At 47.4% G+C, this 17,337-nt stretch carries 20 protein-coding genes and 2 pseudogenes; 11 read left to right on the plus strand and 11 right to left on the minus strand.

The window, feature by feature from the left end; all coding sequences use genetic code 11:
- The first annotated feature begins 2 nt into the window (after positions 1-2).
- From mobH to BJF97_RS29415, 6 genes are read left to right on the plus strand one after another with little or no spacing between them, the layout of a single operon-like run.
- Positions 3-2,951: a MobH family relaxase gene (gene mobH, locus BJF97_RS29390; RefSeq protein WP_045289281.1), complete on the plus strand. Its 2,949-nt coding sequence runs from the start codon at positions 3-5 to the stop codon at positions 2,949-2,951.
- The gene (gene traD, locus BJF97_RS29395) at positions 2,941-5,067 is read left to right on the plus strand and encodes a conjugative transfer system coupling protein TraD (RefSeq protein ID WP_045289280.1); all 2,127 of its coding nucleotides are present in this window, start codon (positions 2,941-2,943) and stop codon (positions 5,065-5,067) included. The genes mobH and traD overlap by 11 nt, the downstream gene beginning before the upstream one ends.
- Before the next feature lie 2 nt (positions 5,068-5,069).
- Entirely contained in the window at positions 5,070-6,167 is a 1,098-nt protein-coding gene (locus tag BJF97_RS29400; protein WP_042935923.1) for a hypothetical protein, read from the plus strand.
- A 12-nt stretch (positions 6,168-6,179) separates the two neighbouring features.
- On the plus strand, positions 6,180-6,854 hold the full coding sequence (locus BJF97_RS29405; RefSeq protein WP_004026331.1) for a DUF4400 domain-containing protein: 675 nt from the start codon (positions 6,180-6,182) through the stop codon (positions 6,852-6,854).
- A gap of 8 nt (positions 6,855-6,862) precedes the next feature.
- Positions 6,863-7,999 (plus strand): S49 family peptidase, encoded by a 1,137-nt coding sequence (locus tag BJF97_RS29410; protein ID WP_004883400.1) that lies wholly within the window; start codon positions 6,863-6,865, stop codon positions 7,997-7,999.
- Between the two features lie 2 nt (positions 8,000-8,001).
- Complete coding sequence (locus BJF97_RS29415) at positions 8,002-8,775, plus strand: nuclease-related domain-containing protein (RefSeq protein WP_042935920.1); 774 nt, start codon at positions 8,002-8,004, stop codon at positions 8,773-8,775.
- A 53-nt stretch (positions 8,776-8,828) separates the two neighbouring features.
- On the opposite strand, the gene BJF97_RS29420 is transcribed toward BJF97_RS29415, so the two are convergent.
- From BJF97_RS29420 to BJF97_RS29440, 5 genes are all read right to left on the minus strand, one after another.
- On the minus strand, positions 8,829-9,107 hold the full coding sequence (locus BJF97_RS29420; RefSeq protein WP_227649886.1) for a hypothetical protein: 279 nt from the start codon (positions 9,105-9,107) through the stop codon (positions 8,829-8,831).
- A gap of 619 nt (positions 9,108-9,726) precedes the next feature.
- Positions 9,727-9,960 carry a hypothetical protein gene (locus tag BJF97_RS29425; RefSeq protein WP_042935952.1) on the minus strand — a complete coding sequence of 78 codons (234 nt, stop codon included), beginning with the start codon at positions 9,958-9,960 and terminating at the stop codon, positions 9,727-9,729.
- 78 nt (positions 9,961-10,038) lie between these two features.
- A complete protein-coding gene (locus BJF97_RS29430) occupies positions 10,039-10,386 on the minus strand; it encodes a hypothetical protein (protein WP_042935949.1) in 348 nt (115 codons plus the stop codon).
- 155 nt (positions 10,387-10,541) lie between these two features.
- A complete protein-coding gene (locus BJF97_RS29435; RefSeq protein WP_045289278.1) occupies positions 10,542-11,609 on the minus strand; it encodes a hypothetical protein in 1,068 nt (355 codons plus the stop codon).
- A gap of 68 nt (positions 11,610-11,677) precedes the next feature.
- On the minus strand, positions 11,678-11,974 hold the full coding sequence (locus BJF97_RS29440; RefSeq protein WP_094313394.1) for a hydrogenase expression/formation protein HypD: 297 nt from the start codon (positions 11,972-11,974) through the stop codon (positions 11,678-11,680).
- 326 nt (positions 11,975-12,300) lie between these two features.
- Here BJF97_RS29440 and BJF97_RS29445 point away from each other — a divergent pair, with 326 nt between their 5' ends.
- Complete coding sequence (locus tag BJF97_RS29445; RefSeq protein ID WP_045289277.1) at positions 12,301-12,678, plus strand: hypothetical protein; 378 nt, start codon at positions 12,301-12,303, stop codon at positions 12,676-12,678.
- 91 nt (positions 12,679-12,769) lie between these two features.
- On the opposite strand, the gene BJF97_RS35430 is transcribed toward BJF97_RS29445, so the two are convergent.
- The 6 genes and pseudogenes from BJF97_RS35430 to relB form a co-directional block, all read right to left on the minus strand.
- Positions 12,770-12,892 (minus strand): hypothetical protein, encoded by a 123-nt coding sequence (locus tag BJF97_RS35430; RefSeq protein ID WP_254911979.1) that lies wholly within the window; start codon positions 12,890-12,892, stop codon positions 12,770-12,772.
- Positions 12,876-13,850 (minus strand): hypothetical protein, encoded by a 975-nt coding sequence (locus BJF97_RS34860; RefSeq protein WP_004196336.1) that lies wholly within the window; start codon positions 13,848-13,850, stop codon positions 12,876-12,878. Before BJF97_RS34860 ends, BJF97_RS35430 begins: the two co-directional genes overlap by 17 nt.
- A 609-nt stretch (positions 13,851-14,459) precedes the next feature.
- Entirely contained in the window at positions 14,460-14,552 is a 93-nt protein-coding gene (locus BJF97_RS35750) for a DUF5431 family protein (protein ID WP_223175079.1), read from the minus strand.
- Positions 14,519-14,614: pseudogene (locus BJF97_RS35755) on the minus strand (Hok/Gef family protein); the annotation flags it as partial. The gene BJF97_RS35750 and the pseudogene BJF97_RS35755, both read right to left, overlap by 34 nt.
- A gap of 71 nt (positions 14,615-14,685) precedes the next feature.
- Positions 14,686-14,973: a type II toxin-antitoxin system mRNA interferase RelE gene (relE, locus tag BJF97_RS29460; RefSeq protein ID WP_000323025.1), complete on the minus strand. Its 288-nt coding sequence runs from the start codon at positions 14,971-14,973 to the stop codon at positions 14,686-14,688.
- Entirely contained in the window at positions 14,973-15,212 is a 240-nt protein-coding gene (gene relB, locus BJF97_RS29465; RefSeq protein ID WP_004196370.1) for a type II toxin-antitoxin system antitoxin RelB, read from the minus strand. The genes relE and relB overlap by 1 nt, the downstream gene beginning before the upstream one ends.
- A 24-nt stretch (positions 15,213-15,236) precedes the next feature.
- On the opposite strand from relB, the pseudogene ydfV reads away from it, so the two are divergent.
- The 4 genes and pseudogenes from ydfV to BJF97_RS29480 form a co-directional block, all read left to right on the plus strand.
- Positions 15,237-15,335 (plus strand): annotated as a pseudogene (ydfV, locus tag BJF97_RS35270) (protein YdfV); the annotation flags it as partial.
- A gap of 127 nt (positions 15,336-15,462) precedes the next feature.
- Positions 15,463-15,828, plus strand: coding sequence for a hypothetical protein (locus BJF97_RS33395; protein ID WP_009651956.1), 366 nt, complete (start codon positions 15,463-15,465; stop codon positions 15,826-15,828).
- A 43-nt stretch (positions 15,829-15,871) separates the two neighbouring features.
- Entirely contained in the window at positions 15,872-16,609 is a 738-nt protein-coding gene (locus BJF97_RS29475; RefSeq protein ID WP_008460272.1) for a HupE/UreJ family protein, read from the plus strand.
- 13 nt (positions 16,610-16,622) lie between these two features.
- Complete coding sequence (locus BJF97_RS29480) at positions 16,623-17,312, plus strand: hypothetical protein (protein WP_004196322.1); 690 nt, start codon at positions 16,623-16,625, stop codon at positions 17,310-17,312.
- Positions 17,313-17,337: the final 25 nt, after the last annotated feature.

Here is a 17,337-nt window from a genome sequence, read left to right on the forward strand (position 1 = left end):
ATATGAGTATTATATCCAGGCTTTTTTTAAAAATTAGGGTCGCCCTCTTCGGAGGGCCTGACCACGATATTATTTTTGATACAGATGATGAGTACGATATCCCGCACACGCCTAACAAGGATGTGCAAAGCTATCTTGATTATCCAAGCAAGCCTGCGGGTATAACACTCTTTTCAGAGCGTGAGATTCTATCTGTACATGCTAACCGGTTACAGGAAATTAATATGTATATCGGTTTGCCAAATTCAGACCTGAGTGAGGAGGCATATACCTTCACTAATCTGGTCATTAAACCATTGTATGAATATACACGTTGGATACATCTTTTACCTGCGTCTGAAAACCATCACCACGCCGGGACAGGGGGTCTGTTAACGCACAGTTTAGAAACGGCTTTTCTTGCTTTAAAATTCGCGTACAGTACGGAATTACTCCCCATTGGTCTGCAGGATGAAGAACAGACCCGTAAACGTCGTTATCTATATGCGGCCTTTATTTGCGGTCTTTTTCATGACGCAGGCAAAATATTTGATGTCGACGTTATTTCGTCCACCCCTGGTGTTAAAAGCACATGGCGTCCGCTCTCCTCCAGCCTGATGGACTGGGCAAAGTCCAACCGTATTTTTTCCTATGAAGTTATCTGGCGCAAAAGGCAGGCTAACGAGCATTCCGTGCGGGCACCTGTATTCCTGGAACGCTGCTTAAACGATACGTGCCTTAATTATTTGAGCGACGTAGTCAAAGAACGGTTGTACGATAAAATGCTGTCGGCATTGGGTAATTATACAACCAGTGATGATTTTATTTCTCGTTGCATGAGAACGGCCGACTGGCATTCCACCGGCACCGATACCAGCTACCGGTATGATAAACAATCCGGTATTCGGGCCTCTGATACTGCTGCACGTGCCATCGCGATTCTGAAAGACAACATCAGTACTCTTAATATCAATGGTTTCGACTCATCGTCAGTAAGACATGACAGAAACTCACCGCCTCCGGTACATATTATGATTATCGGTGGCTCTGTTTACATCAACGAACATGCGGCCCTTGATTTCATCCTGAATCAGTTTAAACATCTTGGGATTAACTTCCCGGATGGCGATCTTGGCCGCAAAGCATTAACCGACCTTCTTTTAAGTGGGGGCTATATAGAGCCATACGGTGAACAACGGGTTGCTCACTTTTTCCATCGCGGTGACTTTACGGAAAATGACATACAACGAATGTTTGATGAGGGTATCAAAGGCCTGAGCTGGTTCTCTCTCTTAAAAATAAAATGGGTTGGTTTTCTGTTCAAATACGATATTCTGCCCGAAAGTACGCCTGGTATTTTCAGTATTAATGAGACTAATGACTATGTTTTTGTCGACCGCAAGGGGAATGACACGCTTTATGTACGCCCTCTTTCGCATGGTACAAAATCAATCCGTCTTGGAATAACTCAAACCACTGATAACGCTTCAGTCTCTACGGCTGACAAACAACGCGCAGCGGAAAATAACAGTACAGTTTCAGATACTGATAATACTGCTGATTCTGAAAATGAAGAGGCGACTTCCGGTGAGAATCAGCAGGCTCAGGAAAACACTAACAAAACATCCCTTACAACAGATGCAGCTGAACCTGAGACAGAAGCACGTGATTCTAAAAAATCTGTTAAAACCCGCCGAAAAAAAGGTGAAGTGAGTTCTGATGAGTACATTTCCAGACTCCTGCATCAGTTCAAAAATAATGCCATTAATGCTAATGAACTGGCTTTAATCGATGGGGTTCTGTATGTATCAGAAACTCATATACGTTCCATAGCTCCGCTTGAAGAGCCGCGCTTAATGGAGACCGGTCTTTTTGTTCTTTCTTTACGGTCAGGAAGTCTCGATGAAGAATTCAGTATTCCGTGCAATGACGGGAAACGATATGTTCAGTTAAATGACGAAGTATCGCTTGTCCAGTTACGTCATCAACCTGATATTAGAGAGGTTGAGATGCTGCCTTTGCTTTCTGCAGATTTATTTGGTGGGGTTAAGACTGATGATGAAGGGGTGTCTTTCACTTTTCCGCCGCAACTGGCTAAGGTGAATCCTGAGCCACTCCCTCCGGAACGTTATGAAGAGCAGGCACCTGAACTGAATCGAACTGAACATGAACCGACTGACATACCATCAACGGAATATCCCGATGCGCAGGAAGATGATGTTGAACAATTCTGGGTGGATTACGCTTCATATTCATACGGTGATGACTGTTTTAACAGTGAGACAGGCCCGATAAATCAAACCTGCGAGAGCGCTGATGTTGATGTAGCACAGGACAAAAAGTCACTTTCAGATCGTACGCCGGATAATAGTACCTCTGTTCACGAACTCCCTCCGGCAGAGATGGAGCATGATTTCGAGCTAACGGAAGACGAAGTGCAAGAGGAAGATTCTGTTGAGGGGGTCGTTGACATTAACAGCGATTTTGAAGCGCTGTTTGCCCGTCAGAGTCAAATTATCACTGATCCGGCTGTCGTCATTGCACACAGCCTTGAGCAGTTAAAATCCAGTACTTCACCAGATCAGCAGCAAGTTGAAACCAGTAATAGTGATACGCTTTCATCCGATATCGACACGATTATTACTCTCTTAAATCGTGTCAGGAACAATAACAATTCTGCTCATGTAAGAGTATTGCTACGGGTGGTTTTGGTAACTGATATAAATCTTTGCATCCGTCTTCGAATTCTAGATGATGTCGGATCCTGGGGTTTTAATCAGGAAGAAATCGGTCAACTCAAACTATCACTGTCTCATTTCCCTGTAGCCTCGCTAAAGGTCACGATAGGCCAACCAATTCGACACTACATGATCCGCCTTAGTGACCTTCAACAAGGTGCTCTGCGCAATAACATTTTCTACGAAGAATTTATTTCGTTTTTTAATCATCAGGAAGTAAGCCATGAAACGTAGAAGCCGTAACAATCTCCATACGCAGGAAATGCTCTACCGCCCTGCCCTTGAATTTCGTTCAGCGCTAATACTCATACTTTTTTCTGCTTACGTGCTTATAGACTCATGGACCAGTAAGTACGGTATCAGTGAAATACCCTTCTATTGCTCTCTGGGGTTAATAGCGATGGCAGGATGGAGGGTATGGCACGGGGTACCGGTCTTCATAGCTCACTGGCGATTATTTCATCGCACGATGGATTTTTTATCACTAGAAGATTTTCGAATGATTAATAATGCACATTTTTTTGCTGATGACCGTAAATATCAGAAACTGGTCAGTTTGCAGGAGTCTGGTGGAGCACCATCGAAGAAAAGTGTTTACAAGCTCCTTCGTAAGAAAGAAAAGATTGTGATCCCCCAGCGTACAACGTTTCTGTGCAATGGTTTCAAATGGGGACCGGAGCACTCTGAACGTACCTACCAGGTGCACAACCTTTCCAGTGATATGCATGAGGTGCAGTTACCGTTTATATTGAATCCCGTTACCCGTCACTATCGAAAACTTGCCTTCGACCTGGGCGGGAATTATGCGATTTTCGGCGTTGATAAAAAAATCCCGATATTCGTCAATGAAGAAAATTTCTTTGGCCATACTCTTATTACAGGAAACGTAGGTACCGGGAAAACGGTTCTCCAGCGCCTTCTTTCCAGTTCAATGCTACACCTTGGACACATCGTTCTCGTTGTTGACCCTAAAAACGACTATCAGTGGCAGGAAGGGTTAAAGGAAGAATGTGAAAGTCTTGGTAAGCCTTTTATGCATTTTCACGCAGGCAATCCTTCAACGTCTGTATCTTATGATGTCAGCGCTAACTATGTTAAGGATACAGACCTTTCCGCCCGTATTATGAGCATTATTTCAGGTACTGAAGGAGGTGAAGATCCGTTCGTGCGTATTGCAGAGGGGCTTGTCACAACGGCGATAGGTGCCCTGAAACTGAGTGGTACAAAACCGACTATCCAGAATATTTACTACGCCATACGCTCTAAACAGGATCTCATTGTTACCACTCGTAACGCTCTCAGGGGTTTTTATACTTACCATCTCGGGGCTGACTGGCATTTAACTGTTCAGGTATCTCCAAATCTTACTTTTGCAGACGAAATCGAAAAGCTGAAAGAATATTTCCACTGCAACTACTTTGAAGACAATTCTCCCAAAAACATGCATGGCATGGATACGGTTCTGGAATGTTTTAAATACATCTCCGGCGATGAATCGCACTATTACAAAATCACTGCCAGCCTGATGCCTATGCTCAAGCGATTGTCCCAGACCCCTATGGATATATTGCTTTCGGCGAACGATGTCGAGAACCCTGAGCGTAACATCGTTAACAGCCATGGACTCTTTAACAGCGGTGGCGTGCTTTACATTTCGCTGGACGGCCTGTCTGATCCGGCAACAGCACGGGACCTCTCCCAGCTGATTACTTCGGATATCGCCGCTGAGGCGGGTAGTCGCTATAACACAGCATCTGATTTGTCCACTGTGCCCAGGGTTTCCATATTCATTGATGAGGCTCATCAGGCAGTTAATATGCAACTGATTAACCTTCTCGCCCAGGGACGCGCGGCCAAGATCGCATTGTTCATCTCTACGCAGACCATTTCTGATTTTGTATCGGCCACCAGCGCCGATACTGCTGACCGTTTAACGGGCCTTTGCAACAACTACATTTCCACACGTGTTACTGACGCGAAGACTCAGGAGCTTGTTCTGACCAAAGTCGGCCAGACTAATGTCTCAATGAACCAGGTCACTTACACCACCAGTGCTGGTACAAAACAGTCACATACAGATTTCAATGGTTCCATTTCCGAGCGAAAGTCGACAACGATGGTAAATGCTATACCACAGGAATTACTGTCGATGATCCCAACCCTTCACTTCATCGCCTGCTTACAGGACGGGCGTAAAATTGTGGGCCAGATGCCTATAACCGTGCCGGGCAAATCAATGCGTAGGTCAACAACCGTCTTTGATATGGTAACGACTTCGCCCTACAAACTAAAAATGAGACGCAATCTCAATGTGGAAGAAATACTTAGCAAATCACAGAAGGTGGGCTAACTATGGAATGCAAACAGGTATCAAGGGAATCGTTATTCGGTATGAATTCCTCCCAGCCCAAATACATTTCACGTGCAACCAAGACACTGAAACTGTATGGCATAGATGTTGATGATGAAGGCCTGCCGGAACTACTGTCACGTTATGCGAAGAAGCTTACTGGTGACATTTCCAAGGTCTACGCCCAATACACGGTTGATAGTCTCGACGTGCTGGCCCGCACGCTGGCGGAGTTTTTTATTATCCGTTATGCGGTGACTATCGTTACGCACGATGATACAGAGGTCACCTGCAACTGGTCTGTATCCCAGGGCCCTTTTACCGAGTGGCTCAAGGAGCAGCTGAGTAACTGCATGGCGAAGACCCACACGGTTGAAGTGCAGATTGATAAAAATCAGGAACGCATGGCTTTCATCCAGCTCAATGCCGAGCGGCTTGGCTGGTACCTGCTGCCTGAGTTTATTGATATTGCAGGCTTCCTCCCTGTTTTCCTTGAGATGCCTGAACAGGTTGAATACCAGGTAATGCGGCGCAAGCGACACGGTAAGGTGCCATACATCCACCAGCACGATCTGGGGATTTTCGAAGAGGATGCTTTGATATCCGGTTTGAAAGAAAAGTTACTTTTCTGGAGTGGCAACCTGAGCGATCCACATGATGAATACACGTCTCTTTTCAACCGTGTTATAGATCTTTCCATTCTGGGTAACCGCCACCAGCCCGCGATGTACCGTAAAAGCAGCATTATTCAGTCGTTCCTTGATGAATTTTCCGCCTCGGTGCTGACTCTTCCCGTTCGCTTTAACGACGATACCCTTATCGCACTCTGGACGCCATGGGCAGAGCCCTTTAGTCAGTTCTCGCGCTTGCGGCCGGTTGAAGAAGATATGGTATACACGCCAACCCCGGGACAGGTGCGCTGGAAAAATGAAGATGTTCGCAGAAAAGTAACTTTTTCTCTCATCTCCCGGTTAATCGCGTCGGATGACCTGGCGTGTTCGGGAATTCTTCACGGCTGGAAAAATCATTACCTCAACAGAGAAAGCAACATTCGCCTGGCAGCCCTTTGGGCAGAGCTGTTCACTAATAAAACTGACTGACAGAGGTGTAAAATGGCTGGAAAGGATATGTCGGCGCAGAGAATGACGATGATCCGGTTTGGATTAGGGTTGGGTCTGCTGATTTATTTTCTGTTTAACGTTTACCTGGAAGACACTAACAAACTTTATAAGGATATCACCGCTGAGGTGAACGCCAGTAAGTTGCTTATGGATGTGGAGAGATGGCAGGAGGTAACGCGTAATACGGAAAAGACGTTTAATTACCTTTTTGTCGAACTAAACATTACGGCTTACCTGAATAAGACTCTGTTGCCCGAGGATGATAAAACCAAACCGGCACGCGGAATGAATCTCGCGGCAAACAAATTCATGAGCCCGAGCTATACCGCTGCCCGAAACATCCCCTTAATGGTGTATCAGGCGATTTACCGCTGGTATTTGCTGGCTGGCTGGTTTTTTACGTTCCTCCCCCTGATGATAGCTCTGGCACTGGATGGTTATTACCAGTGGAAAATGAAGAGATTTGTTTTTGGCGATGTTACAATTCAGCTTTATCGCCTCTGGTTCCGTTCGCTGTCGATAATCGGTGTTTTGATAATTGCTTATCTGGTCATCCCTAACCTGAATTTATTTTATGGACTGACACAGTATTTTCCGCCACTTGCCTTGGCGTTGCTCGCTATTGCAATTAACCGGCTTCTCGCGCACTACCAAAAACTCATGTGAGGAAGAATATGTTTAAAAAAAGACCATCGAAACCTGAAACAGGCTCGGTTCAGGACGTGGTATCGCGTGAAAGTAAGAAGTTTTACCGTTTGTATAAATCGCATGTGTTATCAAAAATAACCCTGACGATTATTGGTATTGGGTTTGCAGGTTTTAGCGGCTGGTCCATGTATCAGGATAAACAGAAAAACGGTAAAGGGGCAGACCATATCGCGGTTATCCGTATCCATGGTGAAATGGGTACTGGCTCGCCTACAGGCGACGGTGTCATTATTGCCCGCGCTTTACGTGAAGCATGGGATAACCCGCACGCAAAAGCGATCCTGATTGAGGCCGAATCTGGCGGCGGTGGTCCGTCTGACGCTATTAATATTTATCGTGAGATAAACGAGCTTCGCGACACCCTCCATGGAGTACCGGGGCTCACAATTGAAAACTCCGACCCCACAACATCCCCGAATAAAAAGGACATGCCACCAGCGCCCTCTGAAGCGGTTAAACAGGCGTTGCTGAAAGCCGTGGGTACTGGGCATGGCAAACTGCCAGCCGCCGCCCGGGACGTCCGCCCCATCATCGTCAGTATTAAAAATATGTGCGCCTCCGCCTGTTATTACGCAGCCTCACCGGCTGATGCGATCTATGCGGATCCCAACGCCATCATTGGCAGTATTGGCGTACGTATGGACCACTGGGATGTGTCTAGGATTATGGACCGTCTCGGTGTGGCTAACGAACCGTTGACGGCCGGAGCCTGGAAGGCCTCGCTTGACCCCTGGCGTCCGATTGATGACGAAACCAAGGCCTTTCTGCATAGTGAGTTACTCAACAAAATGCATGACCAGTTTATCAATGATGTCGAAGCCGGTCGTAAAGGAAAGTTACTTTCGCGTGAACAGGCGGACAAAGAACAGCTCTACACGGGGCGTTTCTGGCTGGGTGACCGTGCGAAGCAGTTTGGCCTTATCGATGATACAGCCACCAGCACAGAGGTGCGTGAACGCCTGAGTATTGTCTACGGCACCACGCGTTTTCGCGACTACAACGCGCCAAAAGCATCGTTAAGCAGCATGTTAGGATTGTCACTGGACGTGAACCTTAAAGAGGCTTTATCCAGTGCGCTTCACACCACCAGCACAGTGAGGTAGCGATGGACCTGACCATGTTGTCGACCATTTTTCTTGTGTTCGTCATGCTGATCCTGTCATGCATCATCCTGTGCATCTGGCCGCTTATCAGTAACATGTTCAGCGAGCAGCGCACACGAAATGCTTTAAAGGGGGTGTTAGCAGACCTTGAAGGGACGCTTTTATCTGACATTACCCTACCGCTCAACGCCTCCCAGACAACGCAGATAGACCATATCTTTATCAGCACGAAGGGTATTTTCATTATCGAAGAGAAAAACTATACCGGTGACATTTATGGTGCTCTCGATGATAAAACGTGGACGGTTGTATACGGTTTCGGTAAAGCGAAACATAAGATGTTAAACCCGTTTGTTCAGAACAAAACCCACATATCCGGAGTGTGTCGGGCCATAAAGCGGGGTGATGAGGGTATTGTTAATGTTGTGTTACTGACGGGCTCCAGTAAGTTTATGGTAGACCCAGTACCGGAGTGGTTGTGCCGTAATTGTGATGACCTCGGTAACAAGTTCACTGCGTACGATGCTGAGCCCGTGTTTAGTGTTGAGGAGACTGGCTGGATCGAAAATGACCTGCGTAAAGCAATGCTGCCGCAGACGCTGTTGACCGACCTGGGTCACGTCTATTCACTGAAACTGAAACACCGACAACCAATATCTGTACCGCACAGGGTGACCTATTTTACGCTACTGACCACCACCCTGTTCTTCCGTGCGCTGAAAAAGTTATTTTCGCGTAAGCGCTCAGAGGTCATCCACAAGCAGTACCGTGAATAGCTCACATCCATTTTCCACCGTTCTATATGCACAGGGCCACCAGCTGGCCCTGTTTAGCTAAAGTAGTCAGATGCAGGAGGATTAAGGTACGGAACGGACTGCCATGCGCGGATCATGTTAACCATCTGCTCAGCGATCCCCATTGACTGGTTTAACCGGTATGCCGTCCGGGCTACCATTCCTTCCTGACGTTCATCAGATTTCACATCCACCAGCCTGAAGCGCCACCACTCTTTGCCGCAACTGATGACACAGATATCAAACTCGGCATTAACCGCCGGCAGATAAGTGTGTTGATTCAGTTCCAGCAAAAGAGAATATGCCTGTGGCATATACCGTCCATCGAATGACCCCGCCCAACGATATGTTGCGATGAACGGCGGCGAGTCCAGAGATTTGAGAAATGTCATGTCATATCCACCAGCAGTTCGAACGTGCTCCCATTATAAATATTCGAAAGCCTCCTCAAAGCCCCCTTTTCAAACATGCAACAAAGCGACTTTCCCGCGCCCCAAAAAAAGTGACTTATATCGGAATTGTATCCGGGTCTGAAACTATGTTTAGTGCGAGTTTTTGTTACCAGTGCTTTTGGTGAGTATTTAGCAACAGGATTCAGATGATCGGGCATTCATAAACAACCAGAAATTATGTGGCACATTGATGAATTGCCTCGGTGAGGTCCGTTGATGAAAAGTACCTTTTGTGCTGAATGCCGACCGGGATATCAGGGGGAGTCGCCGTCTCCGGGAGGGGCCGGAATGAACAGCGACGTCCTGCCAGATATACATTAACGCGCTTACGATCGAGCCCGGTCCATTACGACCACAATTTACTGATGTGGATACCTTAGCCCACCAGCTGCAGGTTTTTTTACCTCTTAGCCTGCATAACAGCATCACTACGGCGAGAATGAGGCATGGTCGGTGACAATTAAAGTTACTTTCTCTTAAATCAATTCAATACGAATCTAAAATTACTGTTGCTGTATACAGCAAGTGCAATCTTATTTTTTTCTTCATCAGACCAGCCTGCCATTTGCTCATTGAGCGGCGTTGACCTTACGATGATGTTTCTCGCTATGTTCAGAGGTTTCACGTCTTTACAGGAACCAGCGAGGATAACGGCTTTACCGTCGTTTAATTTTTCATTGAATCTATCTAATTTTACAAATGATACTATTTTCATAATCATCTCCATTTATCTGAATGCCTGTTCATTAAAAATATCGTTACTGAGCCAGTACTTCCTCACGGTCAGCGAAAGCTATCCAATAAAATCAAGCAGAACCCTGCGGGCAATGCTTTGCTCCGGCAAATCACTGTAGATACGCCGCATTGCTGCTTTGTGGAATGGGGAACGATTAACCATGTCCACCAGCGCTAACCTGCTTTTGTTGAATGATGCCCTAACCTCCCTGTAACGCTGGTAATGAAACAGCCTGTGGAACAGATTCATGGACAACATCTGATCGCCTGCGACTTTGAATCGTATTACCGCCTCCCTTACCTCAATCTCTTCTGCCGAGATTTCACCATCAGCATAGAAACCCACAATACCAGGGGAAAGCAGGTATTCCTCATCAAGTGGATCGTTCATGAAACGGCTATACATTTGCGGCTCCTGTTTAAGGAAATCGTCGTACCGGGGCATCCTAAAAGTTTCGTATGGCATATAACTCATGTGGATTTACCGTCTTTTCTTACTTTACGATGTGCGATAAAGGGAACCGCATGGATCCCCACCAGCAGCTGGCAATGATGGTACTGTCAGGAAGACACCAGCGTTTTAATTTCTTCCACACCAAACGCTTTACACTTCATTTGCGTTTTCTGCCCGACAGTTTCAGGTGCTTTCCACATGCCGTATAACTTGTCTTTGTCTGCTATAAATTTCGCGCCTTGCAACTCGCATGACGGAGCCTGTTTTTTATCATTCCATGTGGCATTAACAACGAACGTCCAGACCTGACCCGCCTTTAATTCTGTCGGCATATCGTAGGAGAAGGAGACAGTCGACGCGTGTTGGCTGTTATCCGCAACCGTCATCGATGAGGTATCTATTCCGGCCGCTTTCAGCTCATTGATCGCAGCTACCCGGCTTGCACCGTTACTTTCCTGCTCTTCAATCTGTTGCTGAATCCACTCTTTGTCGCTGGATGTAAGCGAGGATGCATGGCTGTTGTTGCTGCTCGTTATCCAGTACAGCATCGCAAGATGCGAGAAACCGAAATGATTACTTTTATCTTTCTCTATGATGTTACTTACAAGGTTCTGTGAAGGAGGGATGAATTTTACAGATGAAGAGCCCCGCTCAGAACTTCCTGGAATGCTCTGAGACGACGGGAGAGACGACGATTTTTCGGATGTTGGACTTGATGCAGGTATAGTCCCTTTCTTAGCCACCAGCTCCGACCCGCTCACTGATTTCTTTGGCGTAGTGCCTGCAGCAGCGCCTTCGTTATCTCCCTTGGCCTGAGATCGACTACTGACAACAGCATACCCTCCAGCCTGGTTCTCCACCTTCCCGGAGGTGCTCTCTGACGGTTTATTCCCTGAGGACGCGGAAACTGCCCCGACCGTTAATGCGGCTCCAGAACCTGCAATCATCGCTTTCTGGCTGGTGGTCAGTGGTTTGGTGGCAGCTGGTGCTGGCGTATCGTTAACCGTGCGGCTTGCCTGGCTTCTGGTTGAAGAGTTGTACGACTTGGTGATGGTCGATGGGCGGAAGGATGATTTGTAGGAAGACCGATTGGATTTATACCCTGCTTCCGCAGAGGTGGCCACCAGCATCAAACAGATTAGTGAGATCGAGGTTTTGCTGATTTTGCTGCGCATGATATTTCCCATTCTTTGACGAGTTATTCAGAAAGTAACTTTGGACACGGAGAGCGTTGATCAGCCGCTCACAGGTTTTTGAAAACGGAATCGCCTCTTAATGCCAGGTTAACCCCCAGCCAGAGGAGGTTACCCATAACCGAACAGGTCAGAATGTTAGTTAACATTCCTTGTTGCAGCAGGGTAGCCAAAGGGACACCCGTGGAATCAAATGCTAATGCAAATCCCACCAGCACATAAAAAAACACGACCGGGAATGAGCGCAGATAATATTCCGTCATTATCGCCGTTGCTCTTACAGCGTAAATAATGTTGCGGATTATGGTTTCTGACCTGGGTGGGGCATCCTTTATATTTACCTTCATGCTCGAATCTCTTATTTTTGGGTTTAAGACAACATTTTACAGTAGCCATGTAGTGCCCTATCCCCTTAACTGTTGGATTTTGCCATTCCGGGATATTTTTTTCCTTTACTCTAATTCACCATTCAACTTTCTCCAGGCATTTTGAATTCAGCGCGACAGATAGCGGCAAAATGATAAACCCATCGTTCCTGGTTGCTGATAAGACAGAAGCCTGCCGGGAACCGGCTGCTGTTTATTGTCATTTTCTGGACTGGATTACACAGAATGTTTATGGCAAATTTCTGGCTTCTTTCTTGTTCTCATCCATATGCTATTGGTGATGTAGTATGTCCAGGTTCCTGAAGGGTGTTGGTTTGGGTATGGCGGGCATTGTGTTGCTGCTGTGCGGACTTATCGCGCTGTATTATTTTGAGTCTAAAGCAGAGCTCAGAGCTGATATCAAGGCCTGTCCCACGGTTACAGCTGGTCAGGCAACCGATGCCGTCATTCAGGACATACTCGTGAACAGAGAGCGCGTTTTCTCTAAGCCGCAGCTGGAGCGTCGGGACATAGTGATTGAAGAACTGAACGTCCAGATAGGCTATTCTGGAACCCTTGTCCCATTCAGGATCAACGGTGTCGATGATCGCCGGTTTTTTGGCATGTCGGGATGTGCCTCTCTCGACACTGTTGAATATGCCACAGAGTTTTTGACCCAGCAGTAGCTTGATCGGGCACAAGTAACGAGCAGCATATTTTTCCTGATTGTCCGTTTCGTTTGGCTCAGCCGGTGTCACAGTACCGGAGAATTTGCATTCAGGAGAAATGGGCTAAAGTGGTGGCCATAGACAACCAACCGGTCAGCAACACCTGTTCCGGGCGATTCCGGTTCATAATGTTCGCGTCGGCCACCAGCTGACCATCAGTCAATACCAGCATCCTGATCTGCATTAAAAAGAGCCATCTCCTCATCTATAAACACCGGATACTCGAACTTCTCTACCGCCTGAATTACTTCCGGATGGTTACGCCAGCATTCTTCAACAAAACCGAGAGATAACTGTTCAGCTTGCCGCCGCAGCTGTCGTGCAGTCTCGTAGTTGTCCCAGCCACTCTCATAGCTTGCTTTCTGATAGAGGTCTTTTTGCTGTGCTTTTATCTTTTCGATCTCATCAGGGCTGGTTACATGGCGGTGCCACTCCAGTGTGCGGGCATTGCCTGTTAACACCAGCCTGTCACCCTTATCGCGGATCTCTATAGTCCTTTCGGAAAAACTCACCGGCCCCTGGTCACGTCCTGTCAGGTGGTCAACGAACTCATCCCGCCCTTCTTCTTCCAGGACAATCCATTCACCCCGCGTAAAAGCTTCTTTTGCGCATTCCAGGGCATCATGTATGGTTTTCGCTTTACCTACCAGGAACGTACCTTCTGTAACGTACGTGCCATATATCGGGTCATCTTCCGGATATTCTACCTGACCTGTTACGTAGACGTTGAAGGGGTACTGGCGCTCCCTCTGACAGACAATAAATCGCTCGCGTTTTGCCCTAGCCTCTTCCTGGTAGTACCGCAGCGGCTGAACCGACCATGGCACGATTTGCTTCCACCAGTCTGGGGCTAAACGCATCGCCAGTTGTTCAACGTGTGTAACCATCTCATATACCGCAGGGCTCGTTATGGCGCCACAATCCCTTAGCTGAACCACGCACTGAGCAGCTGAGTCCTGACTCACCCCCAGCATGCTATCCATCATCCCTTCATCTACCTCGATACCGTTCCGCAGAAGGCCTTCAAACGTCATTAGAGTACCTTCATGTTTAGCAAGGTCCACCAGCGTATTCACGATATGGGTAAAAAGAATGTCGCTGTGATCAGCTGGAGTGTTTTGAGTTTTCATTCGTGAACCCCTGTTTAACAAAAATATTGGCAAGGTATAAGCGAATATTCCATTCATGCACACCAGGATACCAATTAAATAACGGCCATCAACCCCTTACACTCACCAGATGCTATTTCCAGCTTACGGGAGATGCATACCAAAGCGGTTATAAATTCCTTAGTCATTTACAGCATTCAGAATCATCCAGAGTTTTTATGAGTTAACATGCAGCATACCGGCGTATAAAATCCGACAGGAAAATAAGGATTAATGATTTTCCTGATTGTGTTTCATGGATTTAATTAGCCAGTAATTTAATATATTGACGCCCCCTCATCCGTTGAGCAGACGTAAGGATAAAGGTTGTGTCCCCGTCCTGTTTTTCAGACTGATGACAGGGTGTCACATGGAGTGAAGTGTGCTAGATTGATTTGCGATTAATTGAATTCATGTGTAGAAAGATGAATGTGTTTTTTTGCCCGTCGTCGTGCGGGCTTTTTTTATTTTCCTGTCTACAGGAAAAAGGGGCTACCAGCGCACTGGTAACCCCTTCATAAAGCGCTTCAGGCATGTCCAGACAGTTCAGCCCCTGTACGGCGGAGGTTGCCCTCCGCCGGGGTTGGCTACTTAGCGGATTCGTAGGCCATAAAAGCCGCCACCTCCCTGGTTGTGTCCCTGTACCGGATTTCGCAGAGCGATTTTCTGGTCAGGTAGGTGAATGCCAGTAGTGTGAGACACACTATTAATACACACCATAACAGGTTACTAGGTGGCAGTTTCATAGCCTTTTTCTCCTGTCAACGCAAAGCAGAAGTGTCACCTTCGGTGCGAAACAGAGATGTCATGCTTTGGTTCAGAGAATGCGTTTGACCGCCTCGCTATATACTTCCGAGCGTTCTCTTTTCCCAACAGAAATCACGAAAACGACAACTTTCTCGTCTATAACCTGGTATACAAGGCGATAGCCTGAAGACCGGAGCTTAATCTTGTAACAATCAGGCATACCACGGAGCTTGTTTGCTTCAATCCGGGGTGACTCAAGTACTTCAACCAGCTTCTTTTTCAACTGTTCACGTACCGTCGAGCCCAGCTTTCGCCATTCCTTTAGTGCCCGCTCGTCAAAATCCAGAAAATACGCCATCAGAGTTCATCCAGCGTCACACGTACTGGCTTAGGATTACAAAGTCGTTCTTTCACTATCTCCACAAGTTCAGCATCTTCATCACTCAGGAGTGTCTGTTTGAACGGCAAGCGTTCATTGTCAGCGATATACTCGAGCATGAGACGAAGCGCTTCAGAAGGAGTTACGCCCATTTTTTCAAGCGCGGCGTAAGAACGCGCTTTAAGTTCATCGTCAATACGTAGGTTAATGCTACCCATGTCTTACACCCCTTGTAATTACAAATGTCATTACAAGTATCGCACTACAACATGCTTAGGGCAAGTCACGAAGTAAGTCAGAAAGTAGTCGTAAGAACGGTGATCACTGTCCGCTTTGTGCCAGAAGTGGACGGCAGGATTTGTTGAACATTTCAGACAAAACCAAACTCAAAACAACTATTGAAATCAAGCCAGCATAGCGGATACATTACGCACGTTGTTACTTTGTATCATCAGGATGCCGTTAACTGTGTTTATCAGCCGTGAAGTCATTTCCAGAATCGTGCTTATCATCATGGCTGTTGCCGTGCTGAGCAGTTCGTTTATGGCAAAGCCACAGGCTGCATACAGCGTTCAGGAAACAACGTCCATCAGTGACCATCAACACGACAGCGATGAACCACTGAATGAGCACGATCCATTGTTGTTTCACTCCCACGGTAGCGTGCATCACCTCAATGCCGATCATTCCCACGATCTGAATAAACTCTTTGCTCTGCCTACTCTGCACGCATGGAATCCGGGCATGCGGGTGATATATGCGTTGAGTTCAGAACAAATACTGCAAATGCCGCAGTCCACCCCCGAACGCCCTCCGAGAATCCTGTCTGCGTAATAACTTCTGCTAATTCGTTATTATTCAACATGTAAGGATTTTTATGTATACCAGCCTTGATACACAGGGCCGGTTGAGCGCTCGCCTGCTTTCAGCTCAGGCGCGTTCGGCTTGTCTGTTTTTCCTGTTGTTACTGCTTTTCTACAGCCAGGGCGCGTATGCGCACGGCGTGGCGGAAGGCGACAAAGGGTACATCCAGGAAATCACCGGGGTGAACATCATCCCGTTTATCTACCTTGGCGCGAAGCACATGGTGACCGGTTACGATCATCTGCTGTTTCTGTTCGGGGTGATTTTCTTTCTCTACAAAATGCGTGATATCGGGCTGTACGTTAGCCTGTTCGCTATCGGGCATTCAACGACGCTGCTCATCGGCACCTTCTTTGATATCAGCGTCAGTGCTTACCTTATTGACGCCATTATCGGGCTGTCCGTGGTCTATAAAGCGCTTGATAACCTCGGGGCATTCCAGCGCTGGTTTGGCGTTCAGCCCAACACGAAGCTTGCGACGCTCATCTTTGGATTCTTCCACGGTTTTGGTCTGGCAACCAAAATCCAGGAATTCGAAATCTCTCCCGATGGCCTGTTTGTCAACCTGATTGCCTTCAACATTGGCGTTGAGATCGGCCAGCTGCTCGCGCTGAGCGCCATCCTGATCGTTATGAGCTACTGGCGGCAAACGGCGAGCTTTTTCCGACACGCTTATACCGCCAATGTGGTGATGATGAGCGCGGGATTTCTGTTAATGAGTTACCAGCTTTGTGGCTACATTTTAGCCTGAGGGAGACAAAACAATGTACAACACTGATTTACCAACACGCGCAGAATTACCTTCTGCCATCAAACTGATGCAGTCCACTATCCTCGCCGCCATCGTGGCGCTGACGCTGCTGATCACCGTCGTCATGCCTTCGGAATACGGCATTGATCCTACTGGCGTGGGTCGTTTACTGGGGCTTAAGCAGATGGGAGAAATCAAAACGCAGCTTGCCGAAGAAGCTGATGCCGATAATCAGGCCAGCGCTGTTCAGCAAGGACAGCTGGCTGCGCCAGTTAATGAGCGACCGATCCCGGATAATCCTCCGGCAATAACGCAGAACACCTACCCGGAGCTGAGCGTTCCGGCGACCACGCGCGCGCCGGAAGTACCATCGGCTGGCTCGCAACGTCATCAGATGCTCATCACCCTGAAGCCTAACGAAGCTGCTGAAGTTAAACTGGAAATGCGCAAAGATGCCCGCGTGACCTATCAGTGGACAAGTTCCGGACCGGTAAACGTGGATGCGCACGGCGATCCGGTCAACGCCCCGAAAGGCTTCTACCATGGCTATGGTAAAGCCCGGCAGATCACATCCGGAGACGGCGTTTTACAGGCCGCGTTCGAGGGTAAACATGGCTGGTTCTGGCGAAATCGTGGTTCTGAGACCATCACGATCCAGCTTGATACAACCGGCGACTACCTGAACATCAAACGGGTTATCTGATAAATCAGGGGCAGGATAACCTGCC

The sequence above is a fragment of the Klebsiella sp. LTGPAF-6F genome (assembly GCF_001753185.1).
Lineage (GTDB): Bacteria > Pseudomonadota > Gammaproteobacteria > Enterobacterales > Enterobacteriaceae > Klebsiella > Klebsiella michiganensis.